The sequence below is a fragment of the Caproiciproducens sp. NJN-50 genome (assembly GCF_004103755.1).
Taxonomy (GTDB): Bacteria; Bacillota; Clostridia; order Oscillospirales; family Acutalibacteraceae; genus Caproicibacter.
This window is the reverse complement of sequence record NZ_CP035283.1, coordinates 409,574-428,820: the sequence shown is the minus strand read 5'-3', so window position 1 is coordinate 428,820 and position 19,247 is coordinate 409,574. Positions and strand designations below refer to the sequence as shown.

At 51.5% G+C, this 19,247-nt stretch carries 15 protein-coding genes, 1 tRNA gene, 1 rRNA gene and 3 pseudogenes; 6 read left to right on the top strand and 14 right to left on the bottom strand.

The window, feature by feature from the left end:
- Nucleotides 1–125: 125 nt before the first annotated feature.
- Both EQM14_RS02185 and EQM14_RS02180 read right to left on the bottom strand, forming a co-directional pair.
- Nucleotides 126–1,644: ribosomal RNA gene (locus EQM14_RS02185) — 16S ribosomal RNA — on the bottom strand.
- A gap of 328 nt (nucleotides 1,645–1,972) precedes the next feature.
- Nucleotides 1,973–3,439 (bottom strand): transglutaminase domain-containing protein, encoded by a 1,467-nt coding sequence (locus EQM14_RS02180; RefSeq protein WP_128741416.1) that lies wholly within the window; start codon nucleotides 3,437–3,439, stop codon nucleotides 1,973–1,975.
- Nucleotides 3,440–3,616: 177 nt separating this feature from the next.
- Here EQM14_RS02180 and EQM14_RS02175 point away from each other — a divergent pair.
- A tRNA-Pro gene (locus EQM14_RS02175) sits at nucleotides 3,617–3,692 on the top strand.
- A gap of 359 nt (nucleotides 3,693–4,051) precedes the next feature.
- Here the strand turns inward: EQM14_RS02175 and EQM14_RS02170 are convergent.
- On the bottom strand, nucleotides 4,052–4,732 hold the full coding sequence (locus EQM14_RS02170; protein ID WP_164918921.1) for a C39 family peptidase: 681 nt from the start codon (nucleotides 4,730–4,732) through the stop codon (nucleotides 4,052–4,054).
- 183 nt (nucleotides 4,733–4,915) lie between these two features.
- On the opposite strand from EQM14_RS02170, the gene EQM14_RS02165 reads away from it, so the two are divergent.
- Nucleotides 4,916–5,881, top strand: a complete 966-nt coding sequence (locus EQM14_RS02165) for an IS30 family transposase (RefSeq protein WP_128741414.1) — start codon at nucleotides 4,916–4,918, stop codon at nucleotides 5,879–5,881.
- Nucleotides 5,882–5,923: 42 nt separating this feature from the next.
- Here EQM14_RS02165 and EQM14_RS02160 read toward each other — a convergent pair.
- Nucleotides 5,924–6,539: pseudogene (locus tag EQM14_RS02160) on the bottom strand (ATP-binding cassette domain-containing protein).
- Nucleotides 6,540–6,553: 14 nt separating this feature from the next.
- Entirely contained in the window at nucleotides 6,554–6,886 is a 333-nt protein-coding gene (locus tag EQM14_RS02155; protein WP_128741413.1) for a hypothetical protein, read from the bottom strand.
- 13 nt (nucleotides 6,887–6,899) lie between these two features.
- On the opposite strand from EQM14_RS02155, the gene EQM14_RS02150 reads away from it, so the two are divergent.
- On the top strand, nucleotides 6,900–7,442 hold the full coding sequence (locus EQM14_RS02150) for a hypothetical protein (RefSeq protein ID WP_128741412.1): 543 nt from the start codon (nucleotides 6,900–6,902) through the stop codon (nucleotides 7,440–7,442).
- 6 nt (nucleotides 7,443–7,448) lie between these two features.
- Nucleotides 7,449–9,947, top strand: coding sequence for a DEAD/DEAH box helicase (locus EQM14_RS02145; RefSeq protein WP_128741411.1), 2,499 nt, complete (start codon nucleotides 7,449–7,451; stop codon nucleotides 9,945–9,947).
- Nucleotides 9,948–10,100: 153 nt separating this feature from the next.
- Here the strand turns inward: EQM14_RS02145 and EQM14_RS02135 are convergent, their stop codons facing one another.
- Nucleotides 10,101–10,493, bottom strand: coding sequence for a plasmid mobilization protein (locus EQM14_RS02135; protein ID WP_128741410.1), 393 nt, complete (start codon nucleotides 10,491–10,493; stop codon nucleotides 10,101–10,103).
- Between the two features lie 2 nt (nucleotides 10,494–10,495).
- Entirely contained in the window at nucleotides 10,496–11,257 is a 762-nt protein-coding gene (locus EQM14_RS02130; protein ID WP_128741409.1) for a DUF3849 domain-containing protein, read from the bottom strand.
- Nucleotides 11,258–11,366: 109 nt separating this feature from the next.
- On the opposite strand from EQM14_RS02130, the gene EQM14_RS02125 reads away from it, so the two are divergent.
- Nucleotides 11,367–11,564: a hypothetical protein gene (locus EQM14_RS02125; protein ID WP_243112586.1), complete on the top strand. Its 198-nt coding sequence runs from the start codon at nucleotides 11,367–11,369 to the stop codon at nucleotides 11,562–11,564.
- Between the two features lie 21 nt (nucleotides 11,565–11,585).
- On the opposite strand, the pseudogene EQM14_RS02120 reads toward EQM14_RS02125, so the two are convergent.
- The 3 genes and pseudogenes from EQM14_RS02120 to EQM14_RS16580 all read right to left on the bottom strand — a co-directional run.
- Nucleotides 11,586–12,494: pseudogene (locus EQM14_RS02120) on the bottom strand (DEAD/DEAH box helicase); the annotation flags it as partial.
- Nucleotides 12,495–12,550: 56 nt separating this feature from the next.
- Nucleotides 12,551–13,003, bottom strand: a pseudogene (locus tag EQM14_RS16240) (DUF6017 domain-containing protein); the annotation flags it as partial.
- Nucleotides 12,978–13,457: an MFS transporter gene (locus EQM14_RS16580; RefSeq protein ID WP_243112585.1), complete on the bottom strand. Its 480-nt coding sequence runs from the start codon at nucleotides 13,455–13,457 to the stop codon at nucleotides 12,978–12,980. The gene EQM14_RS16580 and the pseudogene EQM14_RS16240, both read right to left, overlap by 26 nt.
- 179 nt (nucleotides 13,458–13,636) lie before the next feature.
- Here EQM14_RS16580 and EQM14_RS02110 point away from each other — a divergent pair, with 179 nt between their 5' ends.
- Nucleotides 13,637–14,242 (top strand): TetR/AcrR family transcriptional regulator, encoded by a 606-nt coding sequence (locus EQM14_RS02110; protein ID WP_128741408.1) that lies wholly within the window; start codon nucleotides 13,637–13,639, stop codon nucleotides 14,240–14,242.
- Between the two features lie 366 nt (nucleotides 14,243–14,608).
- On the opposite strand, the gene EQM14_RS02105 is transcribed toward EQM14_RS02110, so the two are convergent.
- The 4 genes from EQM14_RS02105 to EQM14_RS02090 all read right to left on the bottom strand — a co-directional run bounded on the left by EQM14_RS02105 (nucleotide 14,609) and on the right by EQM14_RS02090 (nucleotide 19,025).
- Nucleotides 14,609–16,042, bottom strand: a complete 1,434-nt coding sequence (locus tag EQM14_RS02105; protein WP_128741407.1) for a sulfatase-like hydrolase/transferase — start codon at nucleotides 16,040–16,042, stop codon at nucleotides 14,609–14,611.
- A gap of 230 nt (nucleotides 16,043–16,272) precedes the next feature.
- The gene (locus EQM14_RS02100; protein ID WP_128741406.1) at nucleotides 16,273–17,292 is read right to left on the bottom strand and encodes a LacI family DNA-binding transcriptional regulator; all 1,020 of its coding nucleotides are present in this window, start codon (nucleotides 17,290–17,292) and stop codon (nucleotides 16,273–16,275) included.
- 103 nt (nucleotides 17,293–17,395) lie between these two features.
- A complete protein-coding gene (locus EQM14_RS02095) occupies nucleotides 17,396–18,466 on the bottom strand; it encodes a DUF362 domain-containing protein (protein WP_128741405.1) in 1,071 nt (356 codons plus the stop codon).
- A gap of 88 nt (nucleotides 18,467–18,554) precedes the next feature.
- Nucleotides 18,555–19,025 (bottom strand): hypothetical protein, encoded by a 471-nt coding sequence (locus tag EQM14_RS02090; RefSeq protein ID WP_128741404.1) that lies wholly within the window; start codon nucleotides 19,023–19,025, stop codon nucleotides 18,555–18,557.
- Nucleotides 19,026–19,247 lie beyond the last annotated feature (222 nt).

Below are 19,247 nucleotides of genomic sequence, written 5' to 3'. Positions count from 1 at the left end.
ACCGGCGGGCCGTGCCTCCAAGCTCAGCTTGGGGCCTTCAAAATTAAACAACGATTGTTCAGAAGTCGTCTTCCGTAACCGACCTAGGATGTCTGAGCCATTGTTCATGACTCATGTCTCCATAGAAAGGAGGTGATCCAGCCGCACCTTCCGATACGGCTACCTTGTTACGACTTCACCCCAGTCGCCAATCCTACCTTCGGCGGCGCCTTCCTTGCGGTTAGGCTACCGACTTCGGGTATTACCGGCTCCCATGGTGTGACGGGCGGTGTGTACAAGGCCCGGGAACGTATTCACCGCGGCATGATGATCCGCGATTACTAGCAATTCCAGCTTCACGCAGGCGGGTTGCAGCCTGCGATCCGAACTGAGACCGTTTTTGGGGTTTTGCTCCACCTCGCGGCTTCGCTTCCCGTTGTTAACGGCCATTGTAGTACGTGTGTAGCCCAGGTCATAAGGGGCATGATGATTTGACGTCGTCCCCACCTTCCTCCGTTTTGTCAACGGCAGTCTGATTAGAGTGCTCTTGCGTAGCAACTAATCACAAGGGTTGCGCTCGTTGCGGGACTTAACCCAACATCTCACGACACGAGCTGACGACAACCATGCACCACCTGTCTCAACTTTCCCCGAAGGGCACCTAATGCATCTCTGCTTCGTTAGTTGGATGTCAAGACCTGGTAAGGTTCTTCGCGTTGCTTCGAATTAAACCACATACTCCACTGCTTGTGCGGGCCCCCGTCAATTCCTTTGAGTTTCAACCTTGCGGTCGTACTCCCCAGGTGGATTACTTATTGTGTTAACTCCGGCACGGAAGGGGTCAGACCCCCCACACCTAGTAATCATCGTTTACGGCATGGACTACCAGGGTATCTAATCCTGTTTGCTACCCATGCTTTCGTGCCTCAGCGTCAGTTAAAGCCCAGCAGGCCGCCTTCGCCACTGGTGTTCCTCCCGATCTCTACGCATTTCACCGCTACACCGGGAATTCCGCCTGCCTCTACTTCACTCAAGCACCACAGTTTCAAGTGCAATCCATGAGTTAAGCCCATGGTTTTCACACCTGACTTGCAGTGCCGCCTACGCACCCTTTACACCCAGTAAATCCGGACAACGCTTGCTCCCTACGTATTACCGCGGCTGCTGGCACGTAGTTAGCCGGAGCTTCCTCCTCAGGTACCGTCATTATCGTCCCTGAGGACAGAGGTTTACAATCCGAAAACCTTCTTCCCTCACGCGGCGTTGCTGCATCAGAGTTTCCTCCATTGTGCAATATCCCCCACTGCTGCCTCCCGTAGGAGTCTGGGCCGTGTCTCAGTCCCAATGTGGCCGTTCAGCCTCTCAGCCCGGCTACCGATCGTCGCTTTGGTGGGCCGTTGCCCCGCCAACTGGCTAATCGGACGCGAGTCCATCTCTCAGCGGATTGCTCCTTTGATTCCAGTGCCATGTGACTCCGGAATATCATGCGGTATTAGCGTCCGTTTCCAGACGTTATCCCCCTCTGAAAGGCAGGTTCCTCACGCGTTACTCACCCGTCCGCCACTAAACCATCTCTAAGCAAGCTCAAAAATGGTTCCGTTCGACTTGCATGTGTTAGGCACGCCGCCAGCGTTCGTCCTGAGCCAGGATCAAACTCTCTAAAATTTGGTATATATTCGCCTTCCGGCGTTTATATCTCTTTTAGAGCGTCTTCGGCTCTTAAAGTCCGATACACTAACGTATCGCTTGTGATTTTTTTGAAAGAGTTTTCCGTCTCTTTTTGTCCGAAAGTACTTTTCACTCTCGTCCTTTACGGGTTCCTTCTTCTGTCTCTCGTTGTTTAATTTTCAAGGTCCCATGCGGCTTCCCGGCCCTTTCAGACCCTCTTTCCGCAGCGCCCCTTTCGCAAGGCGCTTCACTATAATACCAAAACAACCTCCTCTTGTCAACCCTTTTTTTCATTTTTTTTGCAGCTTTCTTTTTAAGGCCGTCCTTACTGGTAAGAGACAAAGACATTCAAGCCCGAATCGGATTGATCCGTCACGTAAGAGATATCCTTCGGGTTCAGGGATACCCCTGCAGCCGCGGCGCCTTTCTGAAGATAAGCCGCCATTTTGAACGGCGACGCGGAAGTCAGCCCTTTTACCGTCCCATCGTAATCGCCGGAAGCAATTCGGAATGCCAGCGTCGCTTTTTTGGATTTCATTTCCGCCGCGATAGCGGAAACAACCGCGCTGTCTCCGGAATCATTCAGCGTTGAAATCACAATTCCTTTTTCAATAAAATAATTTTCTTTCATGGAAGAACAAACGGGAAGGGTCAGATTATAGATCGAACTGTCACCGCAGATCTGGGCATCCGTCAAAGAGGAAGCGGCAGGTGCAATGACATGCGTCAGTTTGATCGTCTGATCATCAATATTGAAATAGTTATAGATCAGTTTCGTGCTGTCGCACCAGGTCAGGTCGATGTGATACCAGTTCCCGTCGATTTTAATCCCATTCCACATGTGGCCAACACCGCTGCCGGTCCCTCGGATCAGAACGGTGGAGAGGCCGGCATAACCGCAGAGCAGCAGCATGGCTCTGGAGTAACCTTCGCACACCGACTTTCCGTCCATCAAGGTGCCATAGGCCGTAAAGGCTTTCCAGTCGCTGCTGTCATTTACCGCCGCGCTGTCATAGGTACAGGCATTCGTTATGTAATCAAACAGGTATTCTTCGCGGTCGAATTCACTCAGGCCGGATGGAATCGACTGAACGATGGATTGTATCTTTCCATTGAATGCCAGAAGGGCGGTATTGCATTCGCTCTGCGTCAACTCTGAGTAAAGCTGCAAAATCGTCTGGTTGTTCCGGTATCCATATGAATAAGCATTGGCGATCCAGAATACCTCGGGATGATCGTCCAGATAAGCCGTCGTCACCAAACGGATCTGAGCCTCCGTCAGCTTTCCCGGAACGGCGATCTGCCCGGTCGGAGCATAACCTTGTTCCGTTTTTGAAACCGCCACCTGATACACACTGTCCCCGATCATTTGATACAGGGTTCTTTCCGCATCGGTCTTCAAGGACTGGTAGCCGCCGGTCTGGGCCACCGTAGAGTAGCCGCCCGACGAAAAGGCGCGTTTTTGCACGCTTTTCCGTTCCACCGTCTGCGATTTTTTCGTCTCCGATACTTGCAGGGGAATTTTCACTTCACTTTTCACGGATGCAGTCTGTTTACGGACGGAAGACGAGGCCGAAGAAGCCGACGACGAATTCAGCAAAGCGGAAGAAGAGGAGGGCGAAGACTCCGCAGCGGAAGAAGAGGAGGGCACCCGGGAAGAAGCCTGCGTCACAGCAGACGATGGAACGGCGGACGTCAGACGTCCGGATGCTGCACACCCGGTCAATTGAAGCGCCAGAGCGCAAACCAATAAAGCCGCAATACCGCGGCGGCGATAAGTTCTGAGTTTCAAGTTCAGCCCTCCTGTACTTTCATTCCTTAATGCTTATGGTTTCATTATAGCATAGATATAGACAAACCATGACCTTTGAATCAAAATTTTAGAAAAATTTCATTTTCTATTTACAGCCGGCACCATCTTGACATCCCTGACTGTTTCCCCTATAATTGGGAAAGCCAAATGAATTTTCGAGGTGTAGCGCAGTTGGTAGCGCGCCTGCTTTGGGAGCAGGATGTCGCAGGTTCAAGTCCTGTCACCTCGACCAAAAAGGCGGTCCGGCCCTTGTGGCCGGGCGGCCTTTTTCGTTGTGCACGGCAGGCGAGAACCTGCCGGTGCAGCCCGGAGGACCGAAAACAGGAAACCTCTTCTGACTCCCGGAGCAGGGGCACGCGGAACGCGGCCCTGAACTGCACTGCCTTCAAGTCCTGTCACCTCGACCAAAAAGGCGGTCCGGCCCTTGTGGCCGGGCGGCCTTTTTCGTTGTGCGCGGCAGGCGAGAACCTGCCGGTGCAGCCCGGAGGACCAAAAACAGGAAACCTCTTCTGACTCCCGGAGCAGGGGCACGCGGAACGCGGCCCTGAACTGCACTGCCTTCAAGTCCTGTCACCTCGATCAGTTATAACTTCAAGAACTCACCACGACCGCTTGCTGTCCCAACGTTTGAAAACGGTCCTCTACTATGCCTTTTTCAAAGGCAATCAAGCCGTTTGATTCATAAGGATCATTGAAATAGTAACTGTCCTGATCATATCCAACCAGCACGAGGCAATGCTCCCCCGAAATCCATTGAAAAGTATCTCCGGTATTTTCTATAGTCCAGCTTTTTCCCGCCCTGGGTTGCTTCATATTGCTTGTCGCCCAGATGATAACAGGAGTGTCATGCTCAATATAGTTATGTATCAAAGATTCCAAATCCGTACCTGTCACATCAACGGCTTTCTTGGTTCCATCCCTTTCAAAAAACGAATTCATCACGGAGGCGATCACCGGCGCATAACAGCCAAATCCGTTGGGAGAGTGGGGATCCCCAATAAACGCCTCAGAGGGATGAGCTCCTGTCAGCCCATTATTTGACTGTGTTAAATCCGACTGAGGTGTCCGTCTTATGATCTCGTCCGCTGTGACGTCATAGCCGTAATACTTTAAAATCATCATGGAACTGACCAATTCGCACCCTGTCGCCAAAGTACCCTGCTGACTGATGTACGGTACGTCAATGATCTTCTTTTGAATGCTCTGATCACTACGTGGTATCGTGATAAGATTTTTTTGAATGGCATTGATAAATCCGAGCGCCGCCGTCATTACCAATCCACAGCCAAGCAATAAGAAAAAACGGTTTCTCCGTACCCTTCGTCCGTATCTGCGTCTTCTGTACTCTGGTGAATTAAAATAGCAAGTGCAACAGGAGGGTAGAAAGAGTCCACAAAAAGCCAAATCCATGATACAGTAGGAGTTGAAAAGACACCACTGAAGGAGAGGCTTTTTATGGACTACCACCATCTTACACCAAAAGAGCGCGCATTGATAGCCCAATTGTGGAATAACGGGATCAGTATGAGGCAGCTTGCACGCAGGTTGCAAAGGGATCCGGGCACAATCAGCCGGGAGATCAAGAGGAACCGTTCGGGACAAAAATATCTTAGCGTTCCGGCACGGGCCCGGTACCTTGAACGGCGAATGGAATGCCGCCGGAAGAGGCTGTATCAAAACCCACGTCTGACAGCTTACATATCCGAAAAGCTTGAATTGTCATGGTCGCCCGAACAAATTGCCGGAAGAATCCGGTTAGACTATCCGGATGACCGGGACATGAAAATCTCGCACAGCAGCATATATCGGTCGCTACGCGCGGACTTGCTGCCACGTTCCGTACAACTTACGATGAAACTGCGTCACTATGGCCGTCAGCATGGAGAAACTCGTGGGTACAAGGCCGGGGCGCGGGAAATCCGGGAGAGAAGCAAAGAAGCTCTACGCAGAAAGAGACTTGGAGACTGGGAAGCTGACACGATCGGGTTCGGACAAGCAAAACGCGCTTATTTGCTGAATGTGACCGACCGAAAAAGTCGATACTGCTGCCTGGCCGTCCTGCGCAACATCAGACGGGAAGAAGTCATGCGGGGCTTTGAGTTCTTCTTTGAAGGCGGAAAGGTTCCGCTCCGCACGGTAACGTCGGATCGAGGGATCGAATTCAACTGCCACCGTGAATTTGAGAGCCGCTTTGAAGCGTTGTATTATTACACTCGCCCAGCCTCTCCGTGGCAGAAGCCAACTGTGGAAAATACGAACGGATTGATTCGTCAGTTTTTCCCCAGAGGAACCCGTTTTACAGAACTTACCCCAGAAGCCGTGGCATTTGTCATGGAGCGTCTCAACGACCGCCCGCGTAAATGTTTGAATTGGAAAACTCCTGCTGAAGTCATTTCTTCTTATCTGTTGCACTTCACTTGACAATTCACCCTCTGCCAAAATACGCCCTTCTTTATTGAAAAATCATCTTACCGTTTGCATCACACCGGCATCCATCTCATGAACGGTATCGCATAGAACGTCAATATCTTCGGCACTGTGGCTGGCGATCAGAATTGTTTTTCCCTCATCCCGCAGATCCATAAGCAATTTTCGCACATCCTCCACGCCGTGGTTGTCAAGACCGTTCATAGGCTCATCCAAAATAAGAATACTCGGATCTTCCATGATCGCCTGCGCGATGCCGAGGCGCTGCCTCATTCCCAAAGAATACTTGCCGACACGTTTTTTACTGACAGGATCTAACCCCACGCGTCGGATAGCCTCATGAATCTCCTTTTTGCCGATCCGATTCTTAATCATAGCCAGTAGATGCAAATTCTCGTATGCGCTGTAATTGGGTAGAAAGCCCGGTGCTTCAATAATGATCCCCATGCTTTCCGGAACATCGATATCTTTCCCCAGAGGATGGTCTTACAAAACCGCAAATACATTTTAGCAACATGGTCTTTCCTGACCCGTTACGACCGATCAGGCCATGAATTTTACCCCGGCTGAAAGATACCGATATGTTTTTCAGGACCTTCGCTTCTTGAAAGGATTTGCTTACATTATTAATTTCGATGAAATTGCCTTCCATTATTACACCTTCTCTTAAATAGGCGGCATGACTTCAATCGCCTGTTTCTTACTTTTTACAATCACTGTTATGCCGAGGAATAGAATTAAAACAGCGTACATTGTTAGGACATATTGAATATTTGGCGTCGCTACTTTTTCGCCAATGTTGATATTATCCAACATTGCCCAGGATATAGGGGAAAACCAAACCAGTTTTGCCTGGCTTCTTACAGCCGTATCAAGAAACACAAAAAAAGCGCCGCATAGAATTCCTAAAAATCTATTTTCGAATATAATGTTGAAAGCGTAGATCAGCAGTCCCAGAAATATTCCCGCCAGCCAGGATAATAAAAAAGAAAACCACATGGCCTGCAGGGGAGTGAAAAAGGTAACGATTAACGGAGTAAGTATCGACGGAAACTACGGATGCGAAACAGATCAATACGAACCCTTTGAGGGAGATGTTTTTGACCCGGAGACAGATGAAAAAGTTCGAGGGAAAATGTATAAAAAAGTCAAAAAGCCCCTATACCCAGAACTTGTTGGTATAAACAAGGCAGATGGATTTAAGGAAAACGCTATCTTCTTTGATTTGGATTACCTGGAACCGTCCGTTGTTCAGGCAGATATGGCATTTAACGAGATCGCACCGCTGTTATGGATGAAAGCGGGCAGCAAAGGCCGTGTTATCCAACACGGGAAAAAATACGACATCTCTGAGAATTATGCTGTTCTCTTTAATTATCGTTACATTGGTGCCTTTACCCGTGAGGTACAGAAAAAGCCTGAAGTAAAGACCCTTTTCATTGTGACCGACCACGACGCTCGGTACAGAGATATGTGCGCTGCTTTCCCGGACAGGAACGTAACGCAGCTTTACGAATCGTATCTGCGTTCCTTTGAAATCTCAAGCGAGGGGTGAAGAAGCATGAAATACGAATTAAAGCCTTTCCAAATTGAGGGCGTTAGTGACCTACTCAAGCGAATAACTGCTGCTTGCGACACCTATTACGGTGCCAATCAGCCAACAAGCTGCGGCCTTTATGCTGTCACCGGCAGCGGTAAGACGGTTATGGCTGCCTCCGCTATCGAAGCTATCTTCAATGGCTCACAGGAATTCGGTATTCAGAGAGACCCGAAGGCTTGTGTCCTTTGGGTTACGGATTCTCCTGCGCTGAATAACCAGACGATTGATAAATTCAAGGCGGCGACAGATCTTGATCCATCCCTCATTGAGACTATTGAGAACACCTTTACTGATAATCATTTTCAGTTAGACGCTGGTCATGTGTACTTTCTAAACCGACAAAAGCTGGCGAAAACGGGTATGCTTGTCAAGGGCGGAGAGCATCTGACTTTCTGGCAGCTCCTGCAAAACACATACCAGTCAAATACGCATGTCTACATGGTACTCGATGAAGCGCACAGAGGACTTGGCTCCTCAGCAGTTACAGATCGGGATAAGGCAACAATTTATTCCCAACTGATTGACGGATTTGGCTCTCTCGGTCCGATGCCGGTTGTTATCGGGTTGTCCGCGACAATCAAACGCTTCCAGGATGCTATGAACGGCAAGAAAGACCGTGTGGCATTTCCAATGACCAGCATTAAACCGCGTGATGTGCAGGAATCCGGCCTTTTGAAAGATACCATTCTAATTCGTGTTCCGGCTGCGAAAGACCCCGTTAGCAGTATGTATCTCAGCGATGCCTGCACTGCTCTGAACAACTCCAGACAGGCATGGGCGGGTTGGTGTGCACAGAACCCAGATGCGCCTGAAATTGTGGCGCTAATGGTCGTACAGGTACCGGATAATGTGAGTGAACGGGTATTGAATAGTCTTTGTTCCGAGATCGCCTCAAAGCTGGATTTCATAGACCCGAACAAATCTTTTGCAAATGTGTTTGGAGAACACGCAAATTTACATATCGGTAGCTTTGATATTCCGTATGTAGCACCTGAGTCAGTTCAGGAGAATGTAGATATTCTTGTTTTGTTTGCAAAAGAGGCAATTTCAACAGGGTGGGACTGCCCACGTGCAGAGGTTATCTACTCCATGAGACCGCATAGCGACGATACCTATATCTCACAGCTCATTGGACGTATGGTGCGTACTCCGCTTGCGAGGCGTGTGGATATTGATACGCTGAATTCTGTATCCTGTTTCCTGCCGCATTTTGATCCTCAGACTGTTCAGAAAGTTGTTGATCGGCTTACAAAAGACGGCGGTGAGGACGATGGTTCCAGCTCCGGCAATTCCGGACGGAAGGTTATCGTCAATCCCGTTACGGTGGAGTGGGACTCGGATCTTGGTGTTGATGACGCATTTGAATCCATCATGTCAAGAAAGCGCAGCGCCGAGAAGCGAAATTATATTAAGGGGTTACTGGACTATACCGGGCTTCTTCTCAAGTACGAGGTTGATCTGGACGCTGAAGATTATGTGATGGACAAATTGCTCCGTGAGCTGAACGATTCCATACTGACATTCAAAGATGAATTTGAGAAGGCGAAGAATGCGCTATCCAAAATTGAAAGCACCGATGTCGTTTTCAAAATGTTTGATGAAACCAGCGTTTCTACAAACACAAGAACTGATACCGCCGATGCTTATGCTGTAAGACACGCAAGAGAAAAGGCAGACTCTTCCTTTGAGCTGGCTCTGACAAATAAATATTTTGCCCAGGAACATGGCAAAGGCATTTCTAATCGAGAAGCGAATATTAGTATTGCGGCAGCGGCCAGCGTTCCTGCAATCGTTTCTGCCGTAACGGAAAAAGCAAGAGAACTTCTCGATGAATTGCAGCACAAGTATGATCTGGTTGTCGCGGCGCTCGGAGAAGCGGCACGTGCAGATTTCTCTGCAAAGATGTATATCAACGGTATTCAGAGAATTGTTAAGCTCGTTAAGCCGATTGAGGATATTTATGACGGTGACCAGGATAGCTATCCGAAGCACGTTATGAATAATCCGACAACGCATCTTGCTCCGCTTGAGTTGGATATCCTGGAAAAAGCTGTTGTTGCAAGAGAACTGCGACGCGGAGCAATCGCATGGTACCGTAATCCGAGTAACGGCAGCGACCATGCTCTCTCTGTTATGTATCAAGATACGGCCAAGGGCGGCAAGAGGGCCATGCACCCCGACTTTATCTTCTTTGAGAAAGTCGGCAGTGATGTAAAGCCGTATCTGATTGATCCTCACGGCACTCACCTTGCAGATTCAGTTGATAAACTGAAAGGCTTTGTGGAATATGCAGAAGAATTTGGAAATCAATTTACCCGTGTTTGGGCACTGGTCGAAGTGAATGGTGAAAAAAGATATCTGGATTTGAAAGATGCTTTAACAAGTGGTGAGATTAAGGACTATTCCGGCAGTACAGTAGAACCGCTGTATCAAGGTGATTGTTCTCACAAATACGATTGACTTGAAATAAGGCAATCATCGCCAGCACCCCGAAGATACCGAGCAGTGTCCCTGCGAGGCCGAACACCCACGCCGAGCAGTACAGCAAGGCGGAGCAAATCCAGACGAGCAGGGTCAGCGCCACGATAACCGGGGCGACCAGTATTTTCAATATCATCTCATCTTTTCGACCTCCCTTTCGTTTCCTAATTCTACCATAACGCAGTGGGCGTTCTTTTGCAAGGATGCGGCGAGAATATCGTTCGCCGCCCTCCACAGCCGCCCCTGATTTTGGAGGACATCCTCCAAATCCGCGTCGTAAACGCGGCCCGTTTCATGCACGCGCCTGGTGAGCTGATTCAGGTTGTTGCTGGACCGGCGCAGGAGGGAAACCACCTCCTTCAGCTCCGGCAGCTCCAGCCTGACAATATAGCCGTCCATCGCCATCTTGCGGAGATACGCTGCCATGTTCCGGGTGCCGAGCTGCGCCATCTTCTGCTCGATCAGCTCCCGCTCCTGCGGGGTCACGCGGAATTTGAGCTGAATCTCCCGTTCTCGTTTTGCCATCGTCAACGCTCCGGGGCATCCCGCTTTGTGGTGGGCGGCGTCGGGGCCGTTCGGTTGCTCTCCAGTTTCTTTCTGACGGACGGTTTCGGCAGACGGAGGGGCTGGTCGCGGTTTTCATCCTTCCGGATGAACGCGAAAAGCCCTTTCCGATCCTTGAGCGCGGAGAAGGTCAGGGACTTGAATGGCAGCATAGCAAACAGACGGTCCTGATCTTTGGTGGAAGCGCGAAGCAGAAAATCCGGCGAGAGCTGCGCCATAAAATGCGTACCGCCGGGACTGTTCGGTTCTCGCTCGGCTTGCAGACGCCGGAGCAGCCGCGCGGCCTCCGACTGAATGTCCTCTTTGGTCAGGGGCTGGGTCAGCAGGTATTCACGCCGCGCCTGGTTGATGAAAAGGTCTACCAGACCGGGGTGCGCTCTATCTACGATAAATTCCAGGTTTCGATTATCCCCAAAGCCGTTCTCATCGTCAAAGACAGGAATCGTCCGCGCCCAATCTTTATTTCTGCGGTCAATGCGCCCATCCCAATCTTTCTCCCGGACCGTGTTTGCAAGCACATAGAGAGTGCGGTCAAACCCAAACTCGGCAATGACCTGTTTTGCGGTGTCGCTGCCGAGACAATTATTGCGGTAATTGTCCCGGATGGCGTCATCAATGGCATCCCGGCAGGCAATGTTCGCCTTGTGGGACGCGCGGTATTGTTCTATCTCTCCATGTCCCCGCGCATAGGCGGCGGGATATTTGTATACGGGTATCGTATTCATATGAAACCTCCTGATTTCAAAATCAAGTATTATGTGATAAGATATTTAACGTAAAGCGGGGTGAAAAAATGGCATACAGCGAACAGATGTGGCAGGACGCGAAAAAGAAATGCCGGTTGAACAATGCCTCGGCCTGAACCCGCGCAGCCTTGTGAAAAACATCCCCAATAAAAGCGAGCCGTGGAAAGTGCCGGTCAGCATCTGGCTGCATGAAATAGATGAAAAACGCCGGAAGAAAACCGAGCAAAAGCAGAAACGCAAGGCAAAAGCCGCAGCCGCCCGGAACGACGGCTCAGACACAAAATAATTCCGTACCGGGGCCGTTTCTCTATCGTGCCAATTCATGTTTCAGTTTTTTTCCAGTCCCACAGACGCAGGGCGTTTTCAGGCTCTCCAGCACGGAGGGACTTTCGCTTTTCGCCATGACCTCCGACGCCTGCCGCTGGGCGGGGGCGCGGCTGTCGATGTCCAGCAGCGCGTTCAGCTCCGCGAGGCGGGTGCTCTTTTGCGCAAGCTCCGCCTCCTGCGGGAACGGCTTGCCAATCTCAGCCTTTGCCGCCGCAATCTGCAAATGGAGATTTTCAAGCTGTGCGTGAACATTCTGCAACCGCTTCGGCATATCGGAAAGCGCGTTGTCGATACGGATCAGATTGCCGCGCGCGTCCTTACCAAGAGTTACCCGGTGGGTCATCTGCCCTTTGAGGGTAAGAATAAAATCCTGTCCGAACCCCTCCACGGACAGCAACATGGTAAAGCCCCGGTAATTTCCGATCTCCATCGGCTCCAATCCCTTGACCTCCTTACAGGCCTCCAGAATGGCGGCACTGGCGTTGTCCTTGTCGGTAAGGGAATCGCTCCATACCACCATTCCGGCAAACCCGTCCTTCGGGTGCGGGTGCGCTTCCAGCGTCGCCATATCCGCTTCCAGACCTTTAATGAAACCTTTGTTGCGCTCAATTTCCTCCGGGAAGTATTTGAGCAGATTGTCCTCTAACCGAAATTGCTGGCTCTGATGGTTGGCTTTCATCAATTTCAGCTTGGCCACGTCCATGTCGAGGTCCATCTTTTCCTTGATCCGCTCGTCCCCGGCGCACAGCGCCTTGATTTCGGCGTAGGAGAGCGCCGTTTCGTCAATGTCCTCGCAGGAGCGGACAGGACTTTTGCTGGTCATGATCTGCGAAATGAATTTTTGCTTATTTTCTACGGTCTGCCAGAGGTACTAATCGAATGTCCCTTGACCAGCGCCGAGTAGTAGTTGTCCATCGTGCTGGGCGCGTCGAACAGCGCCGCCAGCAGATATTTCCTGATGTTCCGGACGTAGGTGGTGTTTTTGTCCAGACAGTCGAAAACGTACTCGATATGCGCGCTGTTCAGCTTCAGGAACTTTTCCCTGACGAGAGCTGCGGGGTAATCGTCGCTGGAAATGCGGATCGTCGGATTGGCGGAGCAGAGCGTTTCCACGATGAGATCGACGATCTCGTCCAGCCGTTCCCGGTCGGTTTTGCGGTTCTGAAGAAGAAAATCGTACTCGATGTTCTCCTTGACCGTTTCCCGGATTTGCGCCGCGTCCTCGTATCCGATCCCATCCGATCCGGGGTTTCCCGCCCGGCTCGGATTTGATGGATAAGGATTTGCTCCATGCGTATTTGATTTTTGGGTACTTGATAAGTTAGTTCTTAATTGCGTTGGATTTCCCTGCGCAGGAGCATCCAATGCAGGCTTATCCTGCGTTGGATTTTCCAACATAGGCTTTTCCGGCGCAGGCGGCTGACCCGGCAGATGCGGCTGTTCGTAAATAACATACTCGGCACCCATGAGCTGGCCTTTTTCGTTGCGCGCTCTGGAGCGGGACGATATAACCGGCGCGCTCCAGCTCTCTGACCGCCTCGCGGATGGCGTCGATGCCCTCGACGCTGATGAGGGACAGCCCTTTGAGCGTGTAGGATCGTTTGCATCCAAATCGTTTGGTGGTCCATCCCGAAATCGGGACGGCCAGCCCCATCGCCAGAACGTATCCCGTCGTGATCCACTGCACGACGGAAATGTCCGCCTTCATATCCGCCGCAATGGTATGGATCGCCACATTGATCATCGTCGAATCAAACAGCGGCGCAAGCGCACCGACAACCAGAATGATGGCAACTTTGAGCACGGCCGGATCGAGTTTTTCTTTTGCCGGTTTTCCTTCCGTTTCACTCATGAGAAGTCCTCCTTGCTGTTTAAAAAACGTTTGCGTTTCTTATGCGAACATGATAGAATAAGCGCAGAGTTTTTTCAAGTGGCATGCTCCACATAGAAATAAGAAACTTTCACGTTTCCTGTATGCATTTTTACAACAGAGTCCCGGGAAGCGCTGAGGCTTGGAGGAAAAAATAAACGATGGATGAACAAAAAAGGGACACGCGCCGCCGCGGGGAAGTCCTGGAAGAGGCAATCCTGCAGGCCGCGATGGATGAACTCGACAAAACCGGCTATGCGCATCTGACGATGGAAAGCATCGCGTCACGGGCGGGAACAAATAAGGCCGTACTTTACCGACGCTGGGCCAATAAGACGGAGCTCGTGATGGCCGCCCTGCGAAAATATATGCCCAAAATCAAAACGGAGATTCCGAATACCGGCAGCCTGCGCGACGACATATACGCCTATCTGCGCGGGCTTTCAGAACCGATGAAATCCATCGGCGCGCAGACGATCCGGGGGCTTATGATGGAACCACTGATGTGGAACACGATAAGGGCGGCTATGTCCCAGGCCATCCGATCGAGGGCGGAAAGCAAGGACAAGGTGGCGGAGGCTTTGATGGGGATTTTGAAAAACGCCGAACTTCGCGGAGAAGTCCGCCTTGAAAAGCTGACGCCCCGGATCATCTCATTGCCGTGGGATCTGCTGCGGTTCGAGCTGATCGCAAAGCAGGAAATTTCCGACGCGGCCATAACGGAGATCGTCGACGATATCTTTATGCCGTTGCTCCGATTAAAATGAGATCAATCGACAGACCAATAATCCACAAAGCAGCCCCGCCCGTTTGGGCAGGACTGCTTTTGTTATGCGCGGCGGGAAAGCCGTCCGGCGCAGCCCGGAGGGCAATGTTTATGATTTATTCATAAAAAATCCCATAAAACTTCAAAGAGGTTTCATAAGCGGGTAACAAAGTCCGCCTATACTAGTATCATTCCAAAAGGAAAACGAAAATCGAAAAAATATACTGCGCGGGGCCTGCGGCAAGGACGGAATACCGGACCACAGGCCCGCAGACGAACAATAAGTTCCTCTTACGAGGACTTTATATACTTTTTCAATACTCCTCCCTCTTTCATGCCGCCCCTTTGGGGCGGCATTTTTTGCGCTTTAATGGAAGGAATCTCTCGGGAAAACCGTTGTGTTCAGACCCGGAAAGCGGGGGACGTCCCCTATGGTATTCAAATGATCTTTTACTTTGAGCCGTCCGTTTTCCACCAGCCCCGGGTTGCTCCTCTCCACCTCCCGGATCAGGAGAGCTTTCAGTTCCTCTTTCTTTTCGGCAAACGCTTCGTCTTTTGAAAGATCGTGCAGTTCCTTGGGGTCCTCCTCCAGGTGGAACATCAGTTCGTCGCCGTTGCAGTTCGTCTGAAGATATTTCCAACCCTTGTCGATCACCGCAAAATACCGGTTTTCACAGCTCCCGAAAAAGATTCTGTCCTCCGGAGTTTTACGGTACCGCAGCAGGTCGGTTCCGTCCGTCTCCCCGTTATATTCCGCGCCGCAGATGCTTAGAATCGTTGGCATGAGATCGGCCAGAGTGACCGTTTTTTCACACCTTTGCCCGGCAAATTCCTTTACGGAGCTGCCGAATTCCGCAGGCGGCTTGATGATGAGCGGCACATGACAGGACCCTTCCAGATGATTGTATTTTGCACCCATGCGGTGGTCTCCCATCATGTCGCCGTGGTCCGAGGTGAAAATGATCCAGGTGTTTTCCAGCAGATTCAGCTCTCTCATCCGCGCGAAAAGAATCCCCAGATTGTAATCGATCTGCGTGATGCAGGCATAATAAGCCTTTTTGGACCGGACCAGCTGTTCCTCCGTCATCCGCCAGCTGTTGTTCAGGGCAAATGTGGCCCGGTAAAACCCCAGAGGGGCCCTGCTCAGGTCTGTCGCCCAGTCGCCCACTTCGGGCGGGGCAATCTGAGCGTCTTCATACAGCTTCCAATATTGCAGCAGAGGATCGAGGGGCGGGTGCGGTTTCGGAAAACTGGTCCACAGGAAGAATGGCCTTGTGGGATCGCGGTTCTCGACGAAGTCGACCGATCGGTCCGCGATCCAGTGAGTCAGCGTCTCCCGCTCCTCCATGCAGTTGATGACGGGTTCCACCTCGTTCTCCCCGACGCCGTGCAGCCGGGTGCTGGCTTTTCCCTCCCGACGCTTCTCGTTGAAGTAGTCCATCGGCAGTTCGATGTGTTCAAATCCATAGCAGGCGCGCATGGGCGCAAAGTGCATTTTTCCCTCCGCTCTGGTCTGGTAGCCGTTCGCCGTCAGTATTCCGGGCAGGGTTGCGCGGCCTTTCATTGGAAGCACGTTGCTGTCGTTGCCGGTCAGGCCGTGATGCTGCGCCTGCAGCCCGGTCATGATGGTGGCACGGGCCGGCATGCACAGCGGACAGGCGGAATAGCAGTTCGTAAAGGAGATCCCTTCGTCCGCCAGCCAGTTCAGGTGCGGGGTATAAATCTCCCGGTTCCCCAGAGCCGCAATCGTGTCATAGCGCTGTTGGTCTGTCGTGATAAAAAGTACGTTTGGTTTCTTCATGGATTACTGATTCCTCTTTCCGCGCTACTGCGCCTCCGTTGTTTTTTCCCGGCCCTTTTCCGCGTGGCACGACAAGGGTAATATTTGTCAGTACCGTGCTAATGACTACGTATTCATTAATTGAAATATATCACTTTTCACATTTCCTGTCAATGTAAGTTCATTCTTTTTATCTTTTTTACAACATATATCATTCCGTTTTGTTGATACTCCACAGATTCGTTTCCAGTTTACTCCGCCAAAAAAGCTTCCGTCGTCTCCCTGTGAATGAAAGAATAGCGGAAACTCTGGTTCACAGGTCCCACTTCCTGCCCATGAATCATCTGGTATAAAATGGAGCAACCGCTGTGCACCATTTCATAAATCGGCGCGTGGAGAGTCGACAGCGAAGGGTGAATCCAGGAAGCGATTGGGAGATCATCCATTCCGATGACCTGGACTTGTCCCGGAACGGGAATCCCAAGATCCTTCAGCGCATTGACGACTCCGATCGCCATCATGTCGTTATAAACCAACATGGCGCTTTTCCCTTCCATGAACCGGTCCCGATGCCCCATCACCGCCCGGTAAGCAGCCTCCATGGAAAGGCTGCACTCCAGAATCCGATCCGGATCCACTGTTTTATTCCGCCGCGAAAGACCGTCTTTCAATCCATTTAAGCGCTTTTGCGCTTCTTTTTCCGACACCGGGACTGTAACATATCCATAATGATAATCCCGCAGTTCTCCAAAAAATTCCCCGGCCTGACGTCCGGCATCATATCCGTCCAGCAGGAAATTGGCCCCTTCCTCCTGAGCGTTATAAACGGCGACGCAGGGGATATGATATTGCTCGATCAGTTCCCTGTCGCGCTCGGATAAAATAGAACGAAGCGTGATAAATCCGTCCACTTTCTGGCTTTTCACAATCCGCTCGAATGCGTTCATGCCGGCCTGTTCATCGTAATCGTACACCATCATGATATCATAGTCGCTTTTGATCAGTTCCCGCTGCACCACATCGTAGACATAGGCAAACATCATATTCTTGCTGAGGCTCTCAAAAAAGGTGGGAAATAAGATTCCGATGATTCCTGTCTTTCTGGTTTTCAGCCCCCGCGCCTGATTGTTCAGAGCAAAGCCGTACTGCCCGGCCATCTTTTGAATATATTGGCGCTTTTCCAAGGGCACAAGCGGGCTGTTGTTCATTGCTCTGGAAACGGTGGACTGCGAGATTCCAAGCATCGCGGCAAATTCTCTTGAATTAATCATATATCATCCCTCTTAGGTTTTCCTTATGTCCGCTCCGTATCAAAACACGCCGTCTCAAAAATCGAGTCGGGCTGATTTCCGTCGCAGGCAGACCGGGGCGGTTTTATTCTTTCCCCGTGAGCGCGGCAGCAATCGCATCCGCGGTGGGAGGGCACCCTTTCACCTGCCTGGAGGCGCCGTCGCAGCAGCGGCCGATGCCCAGGCCCTGAAATTCTCTGCCCTTCCAGCCCTGCCCGATGGCAATGGGAGTCCCATGGCTTCCGCCGCAGGAATACAGCGCGCGGACCAGACTGGCGTAACAGGCCGAGCAAGCGCTGTCCTGACACACGCCGGCAGTAAGCCGCGCGACCTTCGCGGAGGGCTTGGGATAACGGCCGCCCTGGGACGGTTCGTTCAGGCGCAAGATATCCTCCCCGCACACCTGCGCAGAACCGGCTCCCCATTGCTCCGCCAGCTCGATATACGGAACTTCGGAAAGAGGAAGCCCCATCAGACGGCACCCGTAGGCGTCCAGCTGAACCGGATCTTCCCCAAGAATCATGCGTCCGGTGTAAACGGGATTTCCTCCCTCTTCAAAATCCAGATCGCCGCAGATGCTGTCCACGATCGTGAGGGGCGGCCGCAGGGCACTGGCCAAAGCGGCGATCGGTTTCATCAGCCCCTCCGCATGAAAACGCCTCTTCTCCCGGTCGGGGAGACAGCCCTTGCAGTTTTTCAGCGCGCAGGTCATTGCCGTCTGGCAGTGGCCTTTGAGAACGGGCAGATTAATCAGATATCCGGCGTCCAATGCCCGGCCGCAAATCTCCATCGGCCTCAGGGGAGTCTGGACCGTCCGGGTCTGATCCTGTTTCAGGTCGTAAAGCGGCACGCCGTATTTCCGGCCCACCTCTTCGTATCCGGCGGCGCGGAACGCGCGGCCCGTGCTGTCCCCGACCCAGGAACCCTCAATGACGCTGATGTCCCGGATCCCATGGTCCTGTAGATACGAAATCACCCCGGCCAGCACTCCGGCGTGGGTGGTGGCTCCGGAATCGGGCGACTTCGATACCACAAGATTCGGCTTGAGCGCAACGTTGGCGCCCGATGGAATTTTTTTAATCACTTCCGCCGCCTCCATGAGCTTTCTGGTCATGGAATAGGCGTCGTTTCCGAATATTTCATACATTTTACTCATAACGACAGGATTCCTTTCTTTTCGTTTGCTTTCACGCCGGAATCGGCGACCGCTCCGCCCGCGCTCCCCGATGACTCAATCTTCCTGATTACGGCTGTATTTCTTTCCGGTGCTGCAAATGGATGCCGATGTGGCCGATCCCCAGAACCACGGCGGAGAGGATCAGCCAGACCACTTTTCCGTAGATTCCAAGGAACAGAAACGCGGTGACCGGCAATGTGGCGCCCGCGACGGGTACCCCCCAAAAGCCGCTGTAAAAATCTTTCAGTGTTTGATGACTTCTAAAGTAGCGGACCCACCAGAATTCGTAAAGAATCATCAAAGCAGCCGCCGCGGCCAGCCAAAAATCCCACAAAGACCATCCGTTTAAATTCAAATCGGTAAAAATCAGCGCTGTGCAGGTCACGCAGACCTGTCCCGCTTTTTCAAAAACCAGCAAAACCGGACTTTCCTGTCTGCTGCTGTATCCTTTGGGCCGGTGCTTTGTCCAGATCAGGTTGGGAATGGTCAGCATCAGCAAAAAAATGAATCCAACGTAAGAAAAGCCCAGATGCCCCATATCATGTCCCTCCGCAAAGGCAATAGAAAGGTTCATGCTTCTTTTTAAAATCAGTGAGAAACATTCCAATTTTTAAAATTTCAGCCGGTCCAGTCTTATTATATTCTATCCCAGGGCCGACTTCAATGATGAAAAAAGGGCGGTCGCCCTTTGCAAGCCGGGACGTTTCACGATCTTAATCAAACAAAAAAGGCCAGCCGAATAGTCAGGCTGACCTCTTTC

What these genes read in the sequence shown, in the direction of transcription:
- EQM14_RS02170 (WP_164918921.1), bottom strand. Translation starts at nt 4,732, where the DNA reads ATGACGGCGGCGCTCGGATTTATCAATGCCATTCAAAAAAATCTTATC.
- EQM14_RS02165 (WP_128741414.1), top strand. Translation starts at nt 4,916, where the DNA reads ATGGACTACCACCATCTTACACCAAAAGAGCGCGCATTGATAGCCCAA.
- EQM14_RS02155 (WP_128741413.1), bottom strand. Translation starts at nt 6,886, where the DNA reads ATGTGGTTTTCTTTTTTATTATCCTGGCTGGCGGGAATATTTCTGGGA.
- EQM14_RS02145 (WP_128741411.1), top strand. Translation starts at nt 7,449, where the DNA reads ATGAAATACGAATTAAAGCCTTTCCAAATTGAGGGCGTTAGTGACCTA.
- EQM14_RS02135 (WP_128741410.1), bottom strand. Translation starts at nt 10,493, where the DNA reads ATGGCAAAACGAGAACGGGAGATTCAGCTCAAATTCCGCGTGACCCCG.
- EQM14_RS02130 (WP_128741409.1), bottom strand. Translation starts at nt 11,257, where the DNA reads ATGAATACGATACCCGTATACAAATATCCCGCCGCCTATGCGCGGGGA.
- EQM14_RS02125 (WP_243112586.1), top strand. Translation starts at nt 11,367, where the DNA reads ATGCCGGTTGAACAATGCCTCGGCCTGAACCCGCGCAGCCTTGTGAAA.
- EQM14_RS16580 (WP_243112585.1), bottom strand. Translation starts at nt 13,457, where the DNA reads ATGAGTGAAACGGAAGGAAAACCGGCAAAAGAAAAACTCGATCCGGCC.
- EQM14_RS02110 (WP_128741408.1), top strand. Translation starts at nt 13,637, where the DNA reads ATGGATGAACAAAAAAGGGACACGCGCCGCCGCGGGGAAGTCCTGGAA.
- EQM14_RS02105 (WP_128741407.1), bottom strand. Translation starts at nt 16,042, where the DNA reads ATGAAGAAACCAAACGTACTTTTTATCACGACAGACCAACAGCGCTAT.
- EQM14_RS02100 (WP_128741406.1), bottom strand. Translation starts at nt 17,292, where the DNA reads ATGATTAATTCAAGAGAATTTGCCGCGATGCTTGGAATCTCGCAGTCC.
- EQM14_RS02095 (WP_128741405.1), bottom strand. Translation starts at nt 18,466, where the DNA reads ATGAGTAAAATGTATGAAATATTCGGAAACGACGCCTATTCCATGACC.
- EQM14_RS02090 (WP_128741404.1), bottom strand. Translation starts at nt 19,025, where the DNA reads ATGGGGCATCTGGGCTTTTCTTACGTTGGATTCATTTTTTTGCTGATG.